Below are 18308 nucleotides of genomic sequence, written 5' to 3'. Positions count from 1 at the left end.
GCTTCAGGCCGAAGCGCTGATCAAGACGGCCGGCCGCCTATCCGGGGCGAGCTCGACACGATCCTGCACGTGATCGCCCCGTTGCCGGACGATGCGACCGCGGTGGACGGCGGCGCAAGTGCGGGGCTCGTGTGCGTGCCGATCGCGCATCGGCTGCGTGCGTGCGGCGGCCGCGTGTAGGCGTTCGAGCCGCAGCGCACGCTGTTCCATGCGCTCGGCGGATCGATCGACAGGATGTTGATCGGGGCCGCGACGCGCGGATGATGTCGACGCGGGCCGCGCGTCTCGCGCTGTGGCCCGTGACTGACGTGAACAGGCGCTAGACCAGCACCCGATCGCCGCTTTGCGCGGCGAACGTACGGCCATGCCGCCGCCCCATCCGCGCGAGCACCGCGAAGCAATGCGCCACCGGCCGGCTGGCGCCGCCGGATGACTTGACGAGGCTGTCGGACACGCCACGCGCGATGGCCGAATCGTCGCCGCACGCGCCCGCGATGACGGCCGCGTAATAGTGCCGCGCCGCCAGCTCGCGGCCGCCGGCGTCGAGCAGCGTCATCCGCTGAATGCGGCGCGCAACGGCTTTCAGGCCGTCGAGATACGGCGTGACGTCGATCGGCACCTCGGTCGATTCGGCGCCCAGTTGCCAAAGCATGTCGGTCAGCTCGGTGATCGCGACGAGGTCGCGCGCACCTGCCGCCTGCGTGCCCGTTCCGCCTCCGGCCTTCGTCCCTGCCATGCTCAGCCCCTTTGCGATTCGCCCCGGCCACGCGCCGATCACGCCCGACATCGGCGTGCATCCTGCACGCCACCTCGCCGGTTCCCGCGCCGTCACGCGGCGGCCGGCGGCCGCCACGAAAAACGGATGCCCTGCGCCCACGCGACGCCGGCATCCAGGATGATCTGCCGGTCGACCTCGCTCTCCACGCCTTCGACGACGACGTGTCGCGCCCCTTCATGCGCGAACGCGATCAGCCGGCGGAGCTGGTAACGCCCGATCGCGTTGCGCTTGATCATCGACAGGATCGACCGGTCGAGCTTCACGATGTCGGGATTGCCGACCACCAGGTTGTTCAATGCGCTGAAACCGACCCCGAAATCGTCGATCGCGATGCGGCATCCGGCCTGCCGGAAGCGGTTCACGAACGATCGCCCCGCGACGGGATTCAGCGGCCCCGTCTCCGTGATCTCGACCACCAGCCGCGCCGCGACCGACGGCTCGCGCTCGAGCCGCCTGAAGATGGCCAGCCACGCGTCGTCGACCACCGCGCTCGCCGCCGCCACATTGCAGCCGTAGACGGCAGCCGGATCGGCACGCAGCGCGTCGATCGTGCGGCCGACCACGAGCCGGTCGAACCACCGCATCAGCCCGAGCGCCTCGAGGCGCGGCAGGAATGCGACGGGCGGCAGCGCATCGCGCTCGCCCCACCGCAATCGCGCCAGGCATTCCTGGTACAGCACACCACCCGACAGGTCGGCCCGGCACACGGGCTCTTGTGCGAACCCGAGCCGGCTTTCCACGAAACTGCGTACCGACGCAAGGTCGGGATGATCGTCGGGGGCGCCGAACACGAGATCGATTTCGTCACGATTCGCTTCCCGATTCGCCTCCAGGCGAGCTTCGACCGCATTCATCCGGCGCTCCGGCAAATGGCGAGCCGCCGATCGCGGCTCGACCTCAAGAAACATGCGGAGCAAGCCGACCATGACGCGCTCCGCCGCCTACCCGGCCCATCCTGTTATGTCGATCTTTTCCGGGAGCGTACTGTTCGCTTCGGCGCGCCGTCAAAATTCGATATTTTTCAACGATATTCAGTTACTGGAAATACACCATGCGCGCACGATATCGAATGTGCGACAGGCCACACTAACGCAAATTACGGAACCCCGATTCGGATGCTGTTTATTGTTCTCACCTAAACAACCCGATCCGATTCAGATCCCGCAATTTACGGATCTCGAAATCAGGAAATCCTGAATTGATCAGATAAATACCGGCCCGTGAAGCATCGTGTCATCGCCCGCTGCCGGGCCCATCGCGGAGGCCGGCAGCGACATCGAAAATCGGTTGCCGCACGTCATTCGATCATCGCAGCATCCAATTTTATTGTTTCAAACGAATTATTAAATTTTCAAACAGAATCAAACAGCCCTTAATCGATAATATCAATTTAATTCATACGACGAATATCGATTGAACCATTTTTAACAATTTTAAATACTTGTCAACCTCTAAAATGATTTCCGACGGACTTCCCTCGGAGCCGTCAAATTCGTGCCTTCAAAACCGTCGAACCGATCGGGTTCGGCGGTTTCTTTTTTAACGGCACGATTTCGTCAGACATTAGGGCGGGACTATCCCGATGGCGGAATTCGGCGCGACGGTGTGCGTCGCGCGAAAAATCGGGCCTTATGCGGCCGATGTGCGGACCAGGTTCGCGAGCAACGCGTCGTATTCGGCGACGAGTGCCGGATTGGCCGACGTATAGCGGCCGAGGATCTCGCGCTGGCGCCGCGTGTACGCTTCCCAATCGTCATCGTGCGTATGCAGCGCGCGCAGCAGCGCGTCGGCGCCCTGCTGCACGTCGTTGTCGGGATAGTAGTAGCCGAGATCGGGCGCGAGGCTCGCGTTGTGCACGAGCGGATAGCCCTGCCAGCACACGTCGAAATAGAAATAGTTGAGCGGATTCGACCATTGGTGCGACACGACGATATCGGTCAGGTCGGCCAGGAACAGCGGCGTATCGAAGCGCCCGACGAAGCTCGCCTTGCCCGCGCGCACGATGTCGAGGTAGTTCATCAGCATCACGAACTCGGGGCTGTCGTGTGCGAGATGGAGGGCATTCGTCACGTGCGTGAAGCAGATCGCGTCGGGATCGCGCCGATACGCTTCGTCGATGATCAGCATCGGATACACGCAGAACTTCACCACGTCGTGGTTCGGTTCCATCACCGTCAGCCGCTTGCCAGGCTCGCTGCGCGGCCGGTATTCACCGTGCTCGGGCAGCGGCGCGGCGCGCGCACTCAGGAACATCGGATCCCACACGAACGGCACGACGCGCCCGGGGCAGCGGCGCAGCGACTGCAGGAACGGCAGCGACGAGGGCGCGATCTGCGGAATCGCCCACACCTCGTCGTAGCCGCGGTTGATGAACAGCGAATCCCACAGCCGGCGGCCGAACAGCATCGACTCCATCACGTTGATGTACTCGACGCCGCAGCAGTAGCTGACGAGCTTCGCGCCGCGCGCCTTCAGGTAGGCCGTCTGCTCCCCGTTGACCTGGCCGCCGAGCTCGATCACCACGTCGAGCGAATCCTTCATGTCGTCGAACGTGCGCGTGTCGAATACGTGGCGATCCCACGGCAGCGCATCGGTGAGCGGCACATCGGTGGTGTTGACCAGCGTCACGCGATAGCCGTGCGGCGACGCCATCAGCAGCTTCGCGAGAAACAGCGCGTTCTGCTTGATGCCGTTGATCCACAGGCTTTCGTCGGGGGCACGCAGTCCGATCGTGATACCGATGCGCAGGCCGTTCAGGACAGGAGACGTCATCGTCGGCAGGATGGAAGGTTGGATGGGGATGGAATGGACGCAGTGTAGCGCGCGATGCGCCGCCCGCGTCAAGCGGCGCTCGCCGGCGGCAAGCCGGCATTCTAGCGGAGCGCCGGTCGCATACTGTCAGGGATGGTCAGCGCGCGGCCGGCGCATGCCAATCGGCGAGACGGCTGTGCGATACTCCGGCGACCCGCCGCGCTACCGGGATGTCGGGGGATGACCGGACGGTATCGGCATCCGGCGCGGGCAGACAACGACCTCGCAGCCGCGCTGCGGAAAAAAATGGCTGACAGAATGGAACGCGACGCCGCGCAAGTCTTCCGGGCAATCCATCACGAACAGGGGCGGCACGCGCCGGAACGCGTGCCCGGCCGCGATGCCGTGCCGACACACCCCGCGCCCGGCGCCCGCCGTGATCCGCTTCGCGGCCTCCGGAGCGCGCGATGATCGTCCTCAGCCATTTCAGTCACGACGCGCCCGCCAGCCTCGATAATCACCGGCAATACGCGCAGGCGCACGGCTATCGCCACGCAATCGTCGACGCCTCCGCGATGCCGCAGGCGCTGCCGCTGCGGCCGCTCCATCGCTACGAATCGCTGCTCCATGTGCTGCGCGGCGCGCAGCCCGACGAACTCGTGCTGCTGCTCAGCGAAGATGCGGCGATCATCGAGCCCGCCGCGCTCGATCGCCTGATGCGCGGCCGCGACATGCTGCTCGTCGACGCGTTCGCGCCCCCGTTGCCGCAGGTCGACGTGCAGATCTGGCGCAATACGGCGGCCGTGCGGGCGATCGTGATGCAGCTGGTGCAACGCTGCAAGCTCGGCAGCGAACCGCGGCTGACCTCGGAGGCCGCGCTGTTCGCGGCGCTCGACACGCATCACTACATGACCCCGATCGACGGGCTGTATCCGGTCATGCCGAGCAGCCCCGACCTCGATCCGATGTGGAGCCGCGAACCGACGTTCGCGATCAGCATCGACGACACGCCGCACGATCCGGAACGGAAAGGCGCGACGCCCCGTTTCCGCGACACGCTCGTCGCGCACGTCAATCGATGCCGTGCCGCCGGCCGGCCGATGTTCTCGTTCGATCACGATGCGGCCCATACGCCGGACGAAGCCGCCGAGCGCAGCACCTACAACCCGGGCCGCCCGATTGCGTTGATGACGCTCTACACGCCGAACATCGGCAGCTATGCGCGCGTCGCCGAACGGAATTTCCGGCGTTACTGCGACACGCACGGCTACACGCTCTACGTGCATCGCGACATTCCGGCCGAGATCGGCCTGAACGCGACCGGCAACTGGTTCAAGCCGTGGCTGCTGCATGCGTACCTGCAGCATCACGAATGGGTCGTGTGGCTCGATGCCGACGTGCTGATCGCGGACCAGCAGAAAGCGCTGGCGCCGCTGCTCGAAGGGCGCGACTGGCTGCTCGCGCACGATCTCGGCCAGTGGGCGTTCAACTCGGGCGTGATGGCATTCCGGCGCACCGCGCGCAACGACGCGATGCTGCGCGACATGATGACGACGATCGCCGCGCTGCACGACCGGTCGAGCGTCTATGCGAGCGACGGCGACCAGCTGCATTTCATTCGCGCGATGGAGCGCGACGGGCAATTGCACGGCGAAGGCGTGGCCGATCTCGTCAGCTTCAACACGCCCTGGCTGTTTCGCCGCGCGGACAGCTACATCGTCCACTACTACGGGATGTGGTCCGCGATGCGCGCGCTGATGATGGCGCACGACGACGGGGTGCTGGGCTGACACCGATGTCCGAAGCGGCAAAAGCCGTTCGACGACTACAATCCATTTCTCGAACCAGCCGTGATGGGAGAGCAGATTGGAACAGATCGGGTATTCGTGGCCAACCTTTGACCAGCTCACTCAGTATCTCGTCAAGTCCATCAACCCGAAGCATATTCTGGATATCGGGGCCGGAGGCGGCAAGTACGGGCGCCTGCTCAAGCCGGTCGTGCCGGACTGCCGGTTGACGGCGCTCGAATGCGACGAGGAGACGCATCCGTTCCTGATCGAGAACGGGTACGACGACATCATTTCCGGCGTCAGCGACACGCTCTATGAACGATCGGGTGACGCGTATGACACGGTCATTCTGGGAGACGTCATTGAACACATGCGTCACTCCCACGGTCGCGATCTACTGGAATTTCTCAACTATCGATCGCGGTACATCCTCATCTCGACCCCCGAGTGCATGCCGATGAGCACCGCCTCGTACTTCGAGAGTCACAATTCCGTCTGGCGCCCCGATTCGTTCATGTGGCACGACTTCTGGGCGCATCAGCAATGCGGGATCATGCACTTTTACCTGCTCAGAGGGCACCTCGACTGGAACGCGATGCGTCTCGATGCGCTTGTGGACGCCGCGAATTCTTCAAACCTGTTCAATACGCGCGCCAGCAACGAGCAAGAGTCCGCGAATGAAAACTTGCTCCAGCCGGTCAACCTGACGCTCCATGACTCCCGGTACGTGGAAAAACTCGATGGCGACCAATTTGCCGTATTTCGGCCGATCTGATTTCACGCACGTGATGCGATCCGACATCGACGCATCCAGCCTGCACGACGAATGAAAAAGGAAAAAGGCGCCTCACGGCGCCTTTTTCACGATTGACGGCACGTGCGAGCGGCGCTCAGATCGCCGTCACCGTCGGCGCGACGGCGGCCGGATCGGTAAGGCTGGGCTTGCCGGTTTCGACGTGCCCCGCGATACGTCGCGTCCACCCGGCATTCCCCGCCACCGCGAACTGCAGGTCGTACCAGTGGCTGCTGCACGACAGATCCCAGCGCGCCTCGATGCGCTGCCCGGCCGGCACCGTCAGCGTGCGCGCGGCGCTACCGTACGCGACATCGGTGGCCGTGACCGTGAGCGCGCCGGTGCCGGCGTTGGCGATCGTCACGTACACGTCGCCGTTGGCCGTGTCGTAGCATGGCGTGATTTCAGGCTTCGCGCCGGCATCGGCCGCGGCCGAACCCGCGAAGCGCCGGAAATAACCGTTCGGCCCCCACACGCTCACCAGGTAGTTGCCGTTCGCGTCGAGCGCCCACGTATCGGTCAGCTGCTTGCCCGCTTCGACCGTATAGCGGCGCGGCATCGCGGTCGCGTCACCCGTATAGACCCAGAAGTGCGCGCCTTGCGTGCCGGTATTCGCAAACGTCAGCGCGTAGCCCTGCGTCTGGAGCTGGCCGGTCACATGCAGTTCGTACGGCAGCGCGCGCGCCGGCCGCGTGCCGGGCTCCTGTGCCGTCACGACCTGTTGCGCGGTGCTGGCCGGCGCGGTCTGCGACGACGCGCGCGAGCACTGCAGGTCCGCCTGCGCGACGTACGCCTGCGTGCTCGGCAGGGTCGGCAGCGTGGCATCCGATTTCGAGAAGTCGAGCGCCGACGTCAGGTCGCCGCAGATCGCGCGGCGCCACGGCGAGATGTTCGTTTCCATCACGCCGAAGCGCTTCTCGATGAATTGCAGCACCGACGTGTGATCGAACACCTGCGAGCAGACGAAGCCGCCCTTCGACCACGGCGAGACCACGAACATCGGCACGCGCGGCCCGAGGCCGTACGGCAGGTTGTCGGCCGTGTACGTGCCGGTCTGGGTCGAGGTCACGACGTTGTGCCGCTCGAGCGACACGTCCACGGTGCTCATGCCGGAGCCCGGCAGCGTCGGCGCCGACGGCGGCACGACATGGTCGAAGAAGCCGTCGTTCTCGTCGTACATGATCAGCAGAACAGTCTTGCTCCACACGTCCGGATTCGACGTCAGCGCATCGAGAATCGTCGACAGGTAGTACGCGCCGTACAGCGGCGTGAACTTCGGATGCTCCGAATACGCGGCCGGCGGCAGCAGCCACGATACCTGCGGCAGCGCGTTCGCCTGCACGTCGGCCTTCAGCTGCGTGATCGGGCGCGTGCTCATCCCGCGCGTCTGCAGCGACGAGCCGGCCGGCGCGTTCACGAAGTTGTTGAAGCACGCGAGCATGTTCGTGCCGTAGTTGCCGGTGAAGTTGTCGAACCCGGTGCCCTGCTGATAGATCTGCCACGAGATGCCGGCCTTTTCGAGCCGTTCCGGGTAGGTCGTCCAGTTGAAAGGCGGCAGCTTGATCTTGTCGAACGGGTTGTCGATGTAATCGGTGTTGTCGAGCAGCGGGCCGCCGCCCGTGCCGAGCGGGTCGACCATGCCCGTCATCAGGTACATGCGGTTCGGGTGCGTGTTGCCGGGGATCGAGCAGAAGTAGTTGTCGCACACGGTGAATGCATCCGCGAGCGCGTAATGGAACGGGATGTCGTCGCGGACGTGGTAGCCCATCGTCATGTTCGACTTCTGCACCGCCCATTGATCCGCGCGGCCGTTGTCGATCGCGCCGTGCGTCGTCGCCCACGTATGCGGCAGGCCGCCGATACATTGCGCGTTGACGCCCGGGTTGGTCGTGTCGTAGCGGAACGGCGCGATCACGCTCGACGTGTCTTCCTGACGCGGCTGGAACCACACCGGCTTGCCGTTCGGCAGCGTGACCGGGAAGCGGTCGTTGTAGCCGCGCACGCCGCTCAGGTGTCCGAGGTAGTGGTCGAACGAGCGGTTCTCCTGCATGAACACGACGATGTGCTGGACATCCTGGATCGTGCCCGTGACGGTATTCGGCTCGATCGCCAGTGCCTTGCGGATCGATTCCGGCAGCAGTGCGGTGGCGGCGGTCGCGCCGGCGAGGCCGGCGGAGAACTTCAGAAAGTCGCGTCGCGAATGGGTGGCCATGCTGATTGCTCTTGATTGGATTTCTGGTGGAAACGGCCGGGATCAGGAAGCGGGCGAGGAGGCAGGCGCGGTGAAACCGGGCGGGCAGTGCATCTGCGCGGTGGCGACCACGCCGCCGCCGCAGGCGGCCTTCTGCTGCGCGACGGGTGCGGCGGGTGCGGTCACGTCGTCGTTGCAGGCGCCGAGGAGTGCGGTCAGCGCGATCAGGCCAGCGACCGCGAAGGGCCGTAGGGCCGAGTTTCGCATAACGTCTCTCCGTGGATGTGATGACATGACCCAGGCGCGGATGCGCTGCGGTCATATCGACGGCGAGATGCTAATTTCGACGTGTTACACGATGGTGTCGTGCGGCGGCAGAATCGGTCTGCGGCGGGTGAAAACACCCGAGGTGCGGAATGTGCGGCACGGCATGTCATCAGCGCCGGTGAATGCGTAATTCAATCGAAAGCTTCGGACTGCTGCCGCTTGTCGATGCGATCAAGGCGGCGCTGTCGCAACCACCGGCGCGCGATGAATCGCGACGCGATTTGCGCGGGCCGGCAGCCGCCGGCCCGTGTCCGACGAAAGCGCTGCTCAGTCTTCCGCCATCATCAGCAACTGCGCGCCGTCCGACACCTGGTCGCCGACGCCGTACAGCACTTCCGCGACCACGCCCGCGCTCGGCGCGCCGATCGTGTGCTCCATCTTCATCGCTTCCATCACGATCAGCGGCGTGCCGGCTTCGACCTTCTGGCCGGGCTCGACCAGCACCGCGATCACCTTGCCCGGCATCGGCGCGGTCAGGCGGCCACCGCCCTGCTCCGCGTCACCCGCATGCGCGAGCAGGTTGCGCCATTCGAACGTCTCCGCCGTGCCCTGCGTGAACACGTGGAAGTGGTCGCCGTCCGCATACACGCGGCCGCTGCTGCGCACGCCGCCGAGCGTCACGTCGAAATCGAGCGGCGTGACGCCACGCGTCCACGCGAACGGTTGTGCGGCGGCGGCGCCGATCGCGACGCGCGTACCCGCGCCGTCGTCCTCGTACGTCACCGTCACGTCCGCTTCGCGCTCGGCCGCGTGCCATTCGAGCGTGCGGCGATAGCCGCCGTTCAACCGCCAGTCCGGCAGCGCGCCCCACGGCGATGAACCCCGTGCGCCCGCGCCGCGTTCGCGTGCCAACAGCGCTGCGCACGCAAGCGCCAGCGTCGCGCGCGGCGGTGCCTGCGGCGCGAACAGCGCGTCGTGGTTGCGCTCGATCAGGCCCGTGTCGAGATCGGCCGTCGCGAACGGTGCGCACGCAACGATTCGCTGCAGGAACGCGGCGTTCGTGTGCAGGCCGACCACTTCACAGGCACGCAGTGCGCGCAGCATCAGGCTCAGCGCTTCGGCACGGTCCGCGCCATGAACGATCAGCTTCGCGATCATCGGATCGTAGAACGGCGTGATCGCATCGCCTTCGCGCACGCCGCTGTCGACGCGCACCGACGCACCGATCGCGAACTCGACGCCGGCCGGCAGCCGCAGGTGCTTCAGCGTGCCCGTCGACGGCAGGAAGCCGCGCGCCGGGTTCTCCGCATAGAGGCGCGCCTCGAGCGCGTGGCCCTGCACGCGCAGTTCGTCCTGCTTCAGCGGCAGCGGCTCGCCGGAGGCGACGCGCAATTGCCACTCGACGAGATCGAGCCCCGTGACCATCTCGGTGACCGGATGCTCGACCTGCAGGCGCGTGTTCATTTCCATGAAGTAGAACGCTTCGCCCGTCATGATGAATTCGACGGTGCCCGCACCGACGTAATTCACCGCACGCGCGGCCGCGACGGCCGCCTGCCCCATCGCCTGGCGCACGTCGTCGTGCAAACCGGGCGCCGGCGCTTCCTCGAGCACCTTCTGGTGACGGCGCTGCACCGAGCAGTCGCGGTCGAACAGGTACACGGTGTTGCCGTGCGTGTCGCCGAACACCTGCACCTCGACGTGGCGCGGGCGCGTCAGGTACTTCTCGATCAGCACGCGATCGTTGCCGAAGCTGCTCGCGGCTTCGCGCTGGCACGATGCGAGCGCCGCCGGGAAATCGTCGGAGCGCTCGACCACGCGCATCCCCTTGCCGCCGCCGCCCGCGCTGGCCTTCAGCAGCACCGGATAGCCGATCGCGTCGGCTTCGCGATGCAGGTTGGACGCGTCCTGGTCGTCGCCGTGATAGCCGGGCACGAGCGGCACGGCCGCCGCGTGCATCAGCGCCTTCGCGGCCGCCTTCGACCCCATCGCCGCGATCGCGTCGACCGGCGGCCCGATGAAGACGATGCCGGCCGCTTCGCACGCATGCGCGAAATCTTCGTTCTCCGACAGAAAGCCGTAGCCGGGGTGGATCGCCTGCGCGCCGGTGGCGCGCGCGGCTTCGATGATGCGCTCGATGCGCAGGTAGCTGTCTGCCGCGGCCGAGCCGCCGATGTGCACGGCTTCGTCGCATGCGGCCACGTGTTTCGCGTTCGCGTCCGCGTCGGAATAGACGGCGACGCTCGCGATCCCGAGACGTTTGCACGTCGCGGCGACGCGGCACGCGATTTCGCCGCGGTTGGCGATCAGAATCTTGTCGAACATGGCTTCGGTGTCGTCCGGAAAGAGGGGGTCACGCGCGCTGCGCGATCATTCACGCCACGACGGCGTGCGCTTTTCGAGGAAGGACGCAATCCCTTCGCGCGCTTCCGCGCCGGCGCGGGTGCGCGCGATCCAGTCGGCGGTCTGCTCGATCAGCGTCGCGTCGAGCGGCCGGCCGGCGACATCCGCGACGAGCCGCTTGCACGCCTTCACCGCGTCGGGGCCGTTCGCGACGAGCGTCGCGGCCAGCTTCGCGACGGTGTCGTCGAGCGCGTCGGCCGGCACCGCGTCGTGAATGAAACCGAGCGACGCCGCGCGCGTGCTGTCGAACACCTCGGCCGTCGTGAAGTACCGGCGCGCCGCGCGCTCGCCCATCGCGCGCACCACGTACGGCGCGATCGTCGCGGGGATCAACCCGAGCCGCGCTTCCGACAGGCAGAACTTCACGCCGTCGGCGGCGATCGCGATGTCGGCTGCCGCCACCAGGCCCACGCCGCCCGCATACGCGTCGCCATGCACGCGTGCGATCACCGGCTTGCCGCAGCGATGGATCGCCTCGAGCATCCGCGCGAGCTTGCGCGCATCGGCACGGTTCTCGTCGTCCGAGTAACCGGCCATCTTCTTCATCCAGTTCAGGTCGGCGCCCGCGCAGAACGCCGCGCCTTCCGCGGCGAGCACGATTGCGCGCACGCCTTCGTGCGCGTCGAGCCATTCGAACGCGGTAGTGAGCTCGGCGATCGTCGTCTCGTTGAACGCGTTGCGCACGTCGGGACGCGCGAGCGTGACGGTCGCCACGCGGCCGGCTTCGCTTACCTTGATCGTTTCGTATCGCATCGTTCAGCCCTCCCGGCCGTTACATGCGGAACACGCCGAAGCGCGTGTCTTCGATCGGCGCGTTCATCGACGCGGCGAGGCCGAGGCCCAGCACGTCGCGCGTCTGCGCGGGGTCGATCACGCCGTCGTCCCACAGCCGCGCGCTCGCGTAATACGGATGGCCCTGGCGCTCGTACTGATCGCGGATCGGCTGCTTGAACGCATCCTCTTCCTCGGCCGACCACGAACCGCCCTTCGCCTCGATGCCGTCGCGGCGCACCGTCGCGAGCACCGACGCGGCCTGCTCGCCGCCCATCACCGAGATGCGCGCGTTCGGCCACATCCACAGGAAGCGCGGGCCGAATGCGCGGCCGCACATCCCGTAGTTGCCGGCGCCGAACGAGCCGCCGATGATCACCGTGAACTTCGGCACCTTCGCGTTCGACACGGCCGTCACCATCTTCGCGCCGTGCCGCGCGATGCCTTCGTTCTCGTACTTGCGCCCGACCATGAAGCCCGTGATGTTCTGCAGGAACACGAGCGGAATCTTGCGCTGGCAGCACAGCTCGATGAAATGCGCGCCCTTCACCGCCGATTCCGAGAACAGGATGCCGTTGTTCGCGACGATCCCGACCGGGTGGCCCCAGATGTGCGCGAAGCCCGTGACGAGCGTCGTGCCGTAGCGCGCCTTGAATTCGTCGAATTCCGAATCGTCGACGATGCGCGCGATCACCTCGCGCACGTCGAACGGCTTGCGCGTATCGACCGGAATCACGCCGTACAGGCTCTTCGCGTCGTAGCGCGGCGGCTTCGGCTCGCGCAACGCGACCGGCGACGCAATCTTCGGCGCGAGGTGACCGACGATGTTGCGCGCGATCGACAGCGCATGCGCGTCGTTCTGCGCGAGATGGTCGGCCACGCCCGACAGGCGCGTATGCACGTCGCCGCCGCCGAGATCCTCGGCGCTCACTTCCTCGCCGGTCGCGGCCTTCACGAGCGGCGGCCCGCCGAGGAAAATCGTGCCCTGCTCCTTCACGATGATCGACTCGTCGCTCATCGCGGGCACGTACGCGCCGCCCGCCGTGCACGAACCCATCACGACGGCGATCTGCGCGATCCCCGCAGCCGACATCGTCGCCTGGTTGAAGAAGATGCGGCCGAAGTGGTCGCGATCGGGAAACACGTCGTCCTGGTTCGGCAGGTTCGCGCCGCCCGAATCGACCAGATACACGCACGGCAGCCGGTTTTCCGCGGCGATTTCCTGCGCGCGCACGTGCTTCTTCACGGTGACCGGGTAATACGTGCCGCCCTTGACCGTCGCGTCGTTGCACACGATCACGCATTCGCGGCCCGCGATGCGGCCGATCCCGGTGATGACGCCCGCGCCGGGCGCGTCGTCGTTGTACATGCCGTTCGCCGCGAGCTGCGAGAACTCGAGGAACGGCGCGCCCGGATCGAGCAGTTGCGCGATGCGGTCGCGCGGCAGCAGCTTGCCGCGCGACAGGTGCTTGTCGCGCGCGGCCTGGCCGCCGCCCTGCGCGAGCTGTTCGATCTTCGCGCGCAGGTCGGCGACGACCGCCTCGAGCGCGGCGGCATTCGCACGGAAGTCTTCCGAGCGCGGATTCAGTTTCGATTCGATGATCGGCATCGACGGGGCTCCGTTCGCGTGACGTGGGGCGTTACATCGTTTCCGCGAACAGCTCGCGGCCGATCAGCATCCGGCGGATCTCGCTCGTGCCGGCGCCGATCTCGTACAGCTTCGCGTCGCGCCACAGGCGCCCCACCGGGTATTCGTTGATGTAGCCGTTGCCGCCGAGGATCTGGATCGCCTCGCCGGCCATCCACGTCGCCTTCTCGGCCGTGTAGAGGATCACGCCCGCGCAATCCTTGCGCACCTGGCGGATGTGGTCGCTGCCGGCCGAGTCGAGGTGGCGGCCGACCGCGTACAGGTACGCGCGGCAGGCCTGGAACGTGGTGTACATGTCGGCGACCTTGCCCTGGATCAGCTGGAATTCGCCGATCGCCTGGCCGAACTGCTTGCGGTCGTGGATATACGGCACCACCGCGTCGAGGCACGCGGCCATGATGCCGGTCGGGCCGCCCGACAGCACCGCGCGTTCGTAGTCGAGCCCGCTCATCAGCACCTTCACGCCGCCGTTGAGCTGGCCGAGGATGTTTTCCTCCGGCACTTCGACGTCCTGGAACACCAGCTCGCCCGTGTGCGAGCCGCGCATGCCGAGCTTGTCGAGCTTCTGCGCGACCGAGAAACCCTTCATCCCCTTCTCGACGATGAACGCGGTGATGCCGCGCGAGTTGGCTTCGACGTCGGTCTTCGCGTAGACCACCAGCGTGTCGCAATCGGGGCCGTTGGTGATCCACATCTTCGTGCCGTTCAGCACGTAGCGATCGCCGCGCTTGTCGGCGCGTAGCTTCATGCTGACGACGTCGGAGCCTGCGTTCGGCTCGCTCATCGCGAGCGCGCCGATGTGTTCGCCCGACACGAGCTTCGGCAGGTATTTCTGCTTTTGCGCTTCCGTGCCGTTGCGGTGAATCTGGTTCACGCACAGGTTCGAGTGCGCGCCGTACGACAGGCCGATCGACGCCGATGCGCGCGAGATCTCTTCCATCGCGACCATGTGCGCGGTGTAGCCCATGTTCGCGCCGCCGTATTCCTCGGCTACCGTCATGCCGAGCACGCCGAGATCGCCGAACTTCTTCCACAGATCCATCGGAAACTGGTCGGTGCGGTCGACCTCCGCCGCACGCGGCGTGATTTCCTTCGCCGCGAACGTCGCGACGGCGTCGCGCAGCATCTCGATGTCTTCACCGAGCATGAATTGCACACCGGGCAGGTTGATCATGTCTCCTCCGTCTCCAGAAAGTGTGTGGCACTCACCGATTTCTGAGTTTCGCTCAAATCGAATGAATACCTAGATTCATTGACCTATACAGCGTAAATTTTGCACAGTTTCGCGCCTCGCCGGGTTCGGCGTCAATAGTTTTTTGAGTTACACTCAGATATCATGCCGAGATGACAGCCGCTACCGCCGACACCATGACCGCCACCGTCAAAGCCGACCGCGCCGATCCCTCGCGCGCGCCCGCCGGGCGCAAATCCCAGCAACGCGTGCAGGACATTCTGCGCGCCGGCCGGGAAGTGTTCGCCGAAAAAGGTTACGAGCATGCGACGGCCGCCGAGATCGCGCAGCGCGTGGGCGTGTCGGAGGCGACGGTGTTCAGCTATTTCCGCGGCAAGCGCGAGCTGTGCGCGCGCGTCATCGCGGATTGGTACGACGAAAACATCGCCGCATTCGAGGCAGGGATGCCGCAGGACGCATCGGTGCGGCAGCAGTTCGCGTTCATCGTGCGCACCCACCTGCGGCTGATGCTGGTGAACGGCACGGGCCTGTGCGCGCTGGTGCTGTCGGAAGGCCGCGCGAAGCAGCATGCGCTGAGCGACGAGCTCACCGCGCTGCAGCGCCGCTACACCGCGCCGCTGATGGACGTGCTCGCGCGCGGCCAGGCGGCCGGGCAGGTGCGCACCGACCTGCCGCTGAGCCTGCTGCGCTCGATGGTGTTCGGGCCGATCGAGCACGTGCTGTGGGATGCGATCCTCGGGCACCGCAAGCTCGATACGGAAACGACGGCCACCCAGCTCGTCGACATGCTGTGGGCGGCCGTGCAGCCGCCGGCGCCGGAACAGGCGGCGCTCGTGCGCTTCAGGAACGAAGTGGCGGAAGCCGTGCGGCGGCTGGAAGGCGACAGCACGCGCGGGTGACGCGCGGCGGGCAACGCGCCCGCCGCCTCATCGCCGCTTGCCTGTCGTCACGGGGTTCGGGGCCGCTACGACTCGTCGCCGACGCGCAGCGGCGCGCGGCTCTGCTCGTTGTTCAAATGGACGAACTTGCGCAACAGGCGCACCAGTTCCTGCGAATCGTCCTCCCCCATCCCGTCGAACAGGCCGGCACGCAATTCCTTCACCGACGGAATCAGATGCGTAAGCAGTTCGACGCCCGCCGGTGTCAGCACCAAGCGGCGCTGACGCCGCGGCAGCACTTCGCGCACGATCAATCCCTTCGCTTCGAGCCGGACCGCGATATCCGCGGTCGTCGACGTGTCGAGCGCGACCCGCTGCGCGAGCGTCACCTGATCGAGCCCCGGGCACTCGTAGAGCATCCGCAGGACCGCGTACTGCACCGGCGTCACGTCCCGGCCCAGCTTCTCGTAGAACATCGCAACCGCGATCTGGTGTGCGCGCCGGATCAGGTGCCCGGGTTCGTCGTACAGATCGAGCGGGAAAGCCGGTGCGTCGGCGGGATTCGTTTTTTTCATGAATGAGTCGATGACGTAAGCGGCGCGTGCCGGTGGCGCGCGCCGACGGCATGGCGCTGCCTCGCGCCATTTCCCGGGAAAACCAGTATACCGCTCGCCTTGCCCCCGCCAATCTCGATGAGTACACTGAATCTCATTCAGTACACGGAATATTGAGATGCCGCGTACCAGCGGCATCGACCTGACGGAGACGACGAACGTGTTTCTCAAGAATGCTTGGTACGTGGCGTGCACGCCCGATGAAATCGACGGCAAGCCGCTGGGCCGCAAGATCTGCAACGAGTCGATGGTGTTTTACCGCGCGGCGGATGGCCAGGTCGCGGCGCTCGAGGACTTCTGCCCGCACCGCGGTGCACCGCTGTCGCTGGGATTCGTGCGCGACGGCGTACTCGTGTGCGGCTATCACGGGCTGGAAATGGGCTGCAACGGCAAGGCGGCCGGCATGCCGGGCCAGCGTGTCGGCGGCTTCCCGCCGATTCGCAGCTTCCCGGCGGTCGAGCGGTACGGATTCATCTGGGTCTGGCCGGGCGATGCGTCGGCAGCCGATCCCGCGAAACTGCCCGCGCTGGCGTGGGCGGAAGACCCGGCCTGGGCTCACGGCGGCGGCCTGTATCACATCCGCTGCGACTACCGGCTGATGATCGACAACCTGATGGACCTCACGCACGAAACCTACGTGCATGCGTCGAGCATCGGCCAGAAGGAAATCGACGAAGCACCGCCGAAGACCACCAGCCACGGTGACGAAGTCGTCACGAGCCGCTTCATGGAGAACGTGATGCCGCCGCCGTTCTGGCAGATGGCGTTGCGCGGCAACGGGTTGGCCGACGACGTACCGGTGGACCGCTGGCAGATCTGCCGCTTCGCGCCGCCGAGCCACGTGATGATCGAAGTGGGCGTCGCGCATGCGGGCCACGGCGGCTACGACGCGCCGGCCGACCTGAAGGCGTCGTCGATCGTCGTCGATTTCATCACGCCCGAGACGGACACCTCGATCTGGTACTTCTGGGGGATGGCGCGCAACTTCCGGCCCGACGATCACGCCCTGACCGCCGAAATCCGCGAAGGCCAGGGCAAGATCTTCGCCGAGGATCTCGAGATGCTCGAGCGCCAGCAGCTCAATCTGGAGAAGTGGCCCGATCGCAAGCTGCTCAAGCTCAACATCGATGCCGGCGGCGTGCTGTCGCGCAAGGTGATCGAGCGGCTGCTCGCCGACGAGCTCGCGTCGAGCCCGTCGCGGCCCGTGATTCCGGTCGCGCAGGTCAGGGAGGCGTCATGAGCACCGCGACGCTGACGGTCCGCGTGGCCCGCAAGTGGCAGGAAGCACGCGACATCTGCGGCTTCGAATTCGTCAGCGATGACGGCTCGCCGCTGCCGCGCTTCGACGCCGGCGCCCATATCGACGTGCATCTGCCGGGCGGCCTCGTGCGCCAGTATTCGCTGTGCAACCACCCGGAGCACGGCGATCGCTATCAGATCGCCGTGCTGCGCGATGCCGACGGTCGCGGCGGGTCGCGCGCCATTCATGATGCAGTCCGGCAAGGCGATACCGTGCGGATCGGCGTGCCGCGCAATCAGTTTCCGCTCGCCCCCGACGCGCCGCACCACCTGCTGCTCGCAGGCGGGATCGGCGTCACGCCGATCCTCAGCATGGCGGAACGGTTGTTCTCGTCCGGCGGCGCATTCGACATGCATTACTGCGCGCGCTCGACCGACCGCATGGCCTTCGTCGAGCGGATCAACGCGGCCGGGTTCCGTGATCGTGCCCGCTTCCACGTCGACGACGGCGCGCCCGAGCAACGCTTCGACCTGGCCGCCGTGCTCGCCGCGGCGCCCGAAGGTACGCACCTGTACGTATGCGGGCCGCGCGGCTTCATGGATGCGGTGTTGAACGGAGCGCGCGAGCGCGGCTGGGCGGAAGCGCGACTGCACTACGAGTTCTTCGGTGGCGCGGTGGCGGCGTCCGGCGCGGATCGCGCGTTCCAGGTGCGGATCGCGAGCAGCGGCCAGGTGATCGACGTGCCGGCCGAATGCACGGTCATCGCCGCACTGGCGGCAAACGGCGTCGACGTGCTGACGTCGTGCGAGCAAGGCGTCTGCGGCACGTGCGTGACACGCGTGCTGCAAGGCGAGCCCGATCACCGCGATGCGTATCTGACCGACGAGGAAAAAGCCGCCGGCGACCAGTTCATGCCCTGCTGCTCGCGCGCACGAACCGACCTGCTGGTACTCGATCTGTAGACGGACACGCCCGACTCGAGGCGGCCCACC

The 18308-nt window shown here is 66.3% G+C and carries 16 protein-coding genes; 6 read left to right on the top strand and 10 right to left on the bottom strand.

Annotated features, from left to right (window positions below; translation table 11 throughout):
* Nucleotides 1-319: 319 nt before the first annotated feature.
* Together LGM56_RS00385 and LGM56_RS00380 are read right to left on the bottom strand one after the other, a co-directional pair.
* The gene (locus LGM56_RS00385; protein ID WP_226202133.1) at nucleotides 320-736 is read right to left on the bottom strand and encodes a hypothetical protein; all 417 of its coding nucleotides are present in this window, start codon (nucleotides 734-736) and stop codon (nucleotides 320-322) included.
* A gap of 92 nt (nucleotides 737-828) precedes the next feature.
* Entirely contained in the window at nucleotides 829-1632 is an 804-nt protein-coding gene (locus tag LGM56_RS00380) for an EAL domain-containing protein (RefSeq protein WP_226202130.1), read from the bottom strand.
* 70 nt (nucleotides 1633-1702) lie between these two features.
* Between LGM56_RS00380 and LGM56_RS00375 the strand changes: the two genes are divergently transcribed.
* Entirely contained in the window at nucleotides 1703-1975 is a 273-nt protein-coding gene (locus tag LGM56_RS00375; RefSeq protein WP_226202128.1) for a hypothetical protein, read from the top strand.
* Nucleotides 1976-2407: 432 nt separating this feature from the next.
* On the opposite strand, the gene LGM56_RS00370 is transcribed toward LGM56_RS00375, so the two are convergent.
* Complete coding sequence (locus LGM56_RS00370; RefSeq protein WP_226202126.1) at nucleotides 2408-3550, bottom strand: DUF2827 domain-containing protein; 1143 nt, start codon at nucleotides 3548-3550, stop codon at nucleotides 2408-2410.
* 446 nt (nucleotides 3551-3996) lie between these two features.
* Here LGM56_RS00370 and LGM56_RS00365 point away from each other — a divergent pair, with 446 nt between their 5' ends.
* The gene (locus LGM56_RS00365) at nucleotides 3997-5319 is read left to right on the top strand and encodes a galactosyl transferase GMA12/MNN10 domain protein (protein ID WP_226202124.1); all 1323 of its coding nucleotides are present in this window, start codon (nucleotides 3997-3999) and stop codon (nucleotides 5317-5319) included.
* Nucleotides 5320-5395: 76 nt separating this feature from the next.
* The gene (locus tag LGM56_RS00360) at nucleotides 5396-6094 is read left to right on the top strand and encodes a class I SAM-dependent methyltransferase (protein WP_089496233.1); all 699 of its coding nucleotides are present in this window, start codon (nucleotides 5396-5398) and stop codon (nucleotides 6092-6094) included.
* A gap of 115 nt (nucleotides 6095-6209) precedes the next feature.
* Here the strand turns inward: LGM56_RS00360 and LGM56_RS00355 are convergent, their stop codons facing one another.
* The 6 genes from LGM56_RS00355 to LGM56_RS00330 form a co-directional block, all read right to left on the bottom strand.
* Nucleotides 6210-8324 carry a phosphocholine-specific phospholipase C gene (locus tag LGM56_RS00355; RefSeq protein ID WP_226202122.1) on the bottom strand — a complete coding sequence of 705 codons (2115 nt, stop codon included), beginning with the start codon at nucleotides 8322-8324 and terminating at the stop codon, nucleotides 6210-6212.
* Nucleotides 8325-8366: 42 nt separating this feature from the next.
* Complete coding sequence (locus tag LGM56_RS00350; RefSeq protein WP_039339629.1) at nucleotides 8367-8570, bottom strand: hypothetical protein; 204 nt, start codon at nucleotides 8568-8570, stop codon at nucleotides 8367-8369.
* 327 nt (nucleotides 8571-8897) lie between these two features.
* The gene (locus tag LGM56_RS00345) at nucleotides 8898-10895 is read right to left on the bottom strand and encodes an acetyl/propionyl/methylcrotonyl-CoA carboxylase subunit alpha (RefSeq protein WP_226202120.1); all 1998 of its coding nucleotides are present in this window, start codon (nucleotides 10893-10895) and stop codon (nucleotides 8898-8900) included.
* Nucleotides 10896-10940: 45 nt separating this feature from the next.
* A complete protein-coding gene (locus tag LGM56_RS00340; RefSeq protein ID WP_089426733.1) occupies nucleotides 10941-11726 on the bottom strand; it encodes an enoyl-CoA hydratase/isomerase family protein in 786 nt (261 codons plus the stop codon).
* Between the two features lie 19 nt (nucleotides 11727-11745).
* Nucleotides 11746-13353, bottom strand: coding sequence for a carboxyl transferase domain-containing protein (locus LGM56_RS00335; protein WP_089426732.1), 1608 nt, complete (start codon nucleotides 13351-13353; stop codon nucleotides 11746-11748).
* 31 nt (nucleotides 13354-13384) lie between these two features.
* Nucleotides 13385-14566, bottom strand: coding sequence for an isovaleryl-CoA dehydrogenase (locus LGM56_RS00330; RefSeq protein ID WP_039339638.1), 1182 nt, complete (start codon nucleotides 14564-14566; stop codon nucleotides 13385-13387).
* 170 nt (nucleotides 14567-14736) lie between these two features.
* On the opposite strand from LGM56_RS00330, the gene LGM56_RS00325 reads away from it, so the two are divergent.
* A complete protein-coding gene (locus tag LGM56_RS00325) occupies nucleotides 14737-15483 on the top strand; it encodes a TetR/AcrR family transcriptional regulator (protein ID WP_206138180.1) in 747 nt (248 codons plus the stop codon).
* A gap of 65 nt (nucleotides 15484-15548) precedes the next feature.
* Here the strand turns inward: LGM56_RS00325 and LGM56_RS00320 are convergent, their stop codons facing one another.
* Nucleotides 15549-16037, bottom strand: a complete 489-nt coding sequence (locus tag LGM56_RS00320; RefSeq protein WP_089496229.1) for a MarR family winged helix-turn-helix transcriptional regulator — start codon at nucleotides 16035-16037, stop codon at nucleotides 15549-15551.
* Between the two features lie 199 nt (nucleotides 16038-16236).
* Here LGM56_RS00320 and LGM56_RS00315 point away from each other — a divergent pair, with 199 nt between their 5' ends.
* Nucleotides 16237-17316, top strand: a complete 1080-nt coding sequence (locus tag LGM56_RS00315) for a Rieske 2Fe-2S domain-containing protein (protein ID WP_226203209.1) — start codon at nucleotides 16237-16239, stop codon at nucleotides 17314-17316.
* On the top strand, nucleotides 17313-18278 hold the full coding sequence (locus LGM56_RS00310; protein WP_226202119.1) for a PDR/VanB family oxidoreductase: 966 nt from the start codon (nucleotides 17313-17315) through the stop codon (nucleotides 18276-18278). The genes LGM56_RS00315 and LGM56_RS00310 overlap by 4 nt, the downstream gene beginning before the upstream one ends.
* Nucleotides 18279-18308 lie beyond the last annotated feature (30 nt).

The organism is Burkholderia sp. AU38729 (assembly GCF_020419725.1).
Lineage (GTDB): Bacteria > Pseudomonadota > Gammaproteobacteria > Burkholderiales > Burkholderiaceae > Burkholderia.
The sequence above is the reverse complement of the archived record's forward strand: the minus strand, read 5'-3'. Positions and strand labels throughout refer to the sequence as shown.